Source organism: Polaribacter sp., from assembly GCF_965656025.1.
GTDB lineage: Bacteria > Bacteroidota > Bacteroidia > Flavobacteriales > Flavobacteriaceae > Polaribacter.
This window is the reverse complement of record NZ_CBFHJT010000025.1, coordinates 4,846-7,599: the sequence shown is the minus strand read 5'-3', so window position 1 is coordinate 7,599 and position 2,754 is coordinate 4,846. Positions and strand designations below refer to the sequence as shown.

Sequence of the window (2,754 nt, the reverse complement as noted above, 5' to 3'; positions counted from 1 at the left end):
AGTAGAACAGGTTACAGAGAAGTAGATTTAATGAAAGATTATGAAGCAAAAAGTGTAAAATTAAACACGGCTTTACATTATAGACCTTTTGGTGATGATCGTTTAGAATTAATCTTTAACTCTAAATTTGGGGTTGGTAACACAATCTATCAAGGAGCAAACAGATACAATATTAGAGATTTCTATTTAGCGCAACAAAAATTAGAGTTAAGAGGTAAAAACTTTTTTGTTAGAGGTTATGTAACTACAGAAGATGCAGGAAACTCTTATGACTCTCGTTTTGCAGCAATTAATATTAACAGAAGATGGAAATCTGACCAAGACTGGTTTACACAATATGCAGGTACTTATTTAGTTACAGGTTCTCATGCAGCAGCAAGAGCAGCAGCAGATACAGGTCGTTTAATTCCTGGTACACCAGGTTTTCAAGCCGCTTTTAATGATGTTACTGCAGATCCAAACTTAGTTACAGGTTCTAGATTTCAAGATCAAACAAAACTTTATCATGGAGATGTAAATTATAACTTTAGAGATCTGATTGAATGGGCAGAATTCCAAGTTGGTGGTTCTTACAGAAGATATTCTTTAAACTCTAATGGTAGTATTTTTACTGATTATGATGGTCCTATTGATTATGATGAATATGGCGTGTACACACAAATGCAGAAAAACTTTTTAGATGACGACCGTTTAAAATTTACAGCTTCTGTACGTTATGATAAAGCACAAAACTTTGATGGTAATTTCTCTCCAAGAGTTTCGTTAGCATACGCTGCAGGAGAAGATAAAAACGACAATTTTAGAGCCTCTTTTCAAACAGGTTTTAGAAACCCAACAACACAAGACCAATACATAGGTTTAGATGCAGGTTCTGCAATTTTAGTAGGTTCTGCGCCAGACAACTTAGATAGATATACTAGTTCTCCTTTAAACGTAAGTACTGCAGGACAAGCAATATTAGGAGGCGCAACAACAACTCAATTATCAGGTAGATTAGCTTACGAAAATTCATTTTCTGCAAGTTCTGTACAAAATGGAGCACCTGCAGCATCAAATTCTCCTTTAGTTCAACCAGAAAAAGTAACCGCTTATGAGGTAGGTTATAGAGGTTTGGTAAATGCTGGAGACTCTAGAGTTACTGTAGACGTAAGTGCATACTACAATAGTTACGAAGACTTTATTTCTGGAAAAAACGTGTTAGTTCCTTTTTATGGAACTGTTGGAGATAACGGTTTATCACTATTAGCATTAGCAAATGGAGATTTTAAAGCTTTTCAAACCTATACAAACACCACAGCAGATATTAGTTCTTATGGTGCTTCTATTGGCTTAAACGCAAAGATTTTAAATGGTTTTGATTTAGGTGTAAATTATACCTACGCTAAGTTCGAATTTGATCAAGCATCAGACCCAGATTTTGAAGCTGGTTTCAATACACCAGAACACAAGTTTAAATTACAATTTGGACATACCAACTTATTTGAAAACTTTGGTTTCAATATTAACGCAAGATGGCAGAACGATTTTGTATGGGAATCTACTTTCTTAGATGCAACCGTAGATGCTAGAACTGTTTTAGATGCTCAAATTAACTATGCAGTACCTTCTATAAAGTCTGTATTTAAATTAGGAGGAGCAAACTTAACAGGTCAAGAGTATTTTAGTGCACCTGGTGTTGGAGCAATAGGTTCTCAGTACTACTTATCTTGGACAATTAATAACTAATAAAATAATACTTTATGAAAAATTATAAATATATAGGATTACTTCTTTTATCTATTGGTTTTGCATCTTGTGATGTAAATAACGAACTAGATCCAATAGAAGAAGATATGGGTCCTCAAATAGCTTTAAATACCAATGGCTTAAACTTATCTAATTATGTAGCAGTAGGTGCTTCTTTTACATCAGGTTTTACAGATGGAGCTCTTTTTATCAAAGCGCAAGAAAATTCTTTTCCAAACATCTTAGCTTCTAAATTTAGTATGGCTGATGGTGGAGAATTTAACCAACCATTAATGGGTGATAATATTGGCGGTTTTATAGCTGGTGGAAACGCAGTACAACCTCCAAGATTATATTTTAATGGAGCAGGACCAACAAGATTAAATGCTTTACCAACCACTACTTTAGGGGTAAGAGCAGCAGGAACCTCATTTAACAATTATGGTATTCCTGGTGCAAAAAGTTTTCATTTAACTTTTCCTGGCTATGGTACTTTAAATCCATATTTTGGTAGAATGGCTTCAGCTGCTACTGCAACAGTTGTAGGAGATGCCTTGGTACAACAACCTACATTTTTTACCTTATCTGAAGTAGGTGGTAATGATGTTTTAAGTTTTGCCACTTCTGGTGGTTCTGGTGTTTATCAAGCAGACCCAACTGTAAGTCCTGCAAATTATGGTGGTAATGATATTACAAATCCTATAGTTTTTGATCAAGTTTTTAGAGGCATGGTTACTGCTATGACCGCTGGCGGAGCAAAAGGTGTAATAGCAACAGTACCAGACATTACGTTGTTACCTTATTTTACAACTGTACCTTATAATCCAATACCTTTAGATGCTGCAACAGCTGCAGCTGTAAATGGAGCTTATGCTCAATATAATGGCGGTATTCAACAAGCATTTGGTGCATTGGTTGCTGGTGGTGTAATGACACAAGCGGCTGCAGATGCAGAAGTAGCAAAAAGAACTATTTCTTTTGCAGCTGGTCAAAATGCAGTAGTAATTATTGACGAAGATTTAACAGACT

At 35.3% G+C, this 2,754-nt stretch carries 1 protein-coding gene and 1 pseudogene; both read left to right on the top strand.

What is annotated here, in order from left to right; translation table 11 throughout:
• Positions 1 to 1,725: TonB-dependent receptor domain-containing protein (locus ACTG3S_RS06535; RefSeq protein WP_439128559.1), on the top strand; the 1,725-nt coding region annotated here is incomplete at its 5' end.
• Positions 1,726 to 1,739: 14 nt separating this feature from the next.
• A pseudogene (locus ACTG3S_RS06530) lies at positions 1,740 to 2,754 on the top strand (G-D-S-L family lipolytic protein); the annotation flags it as partial.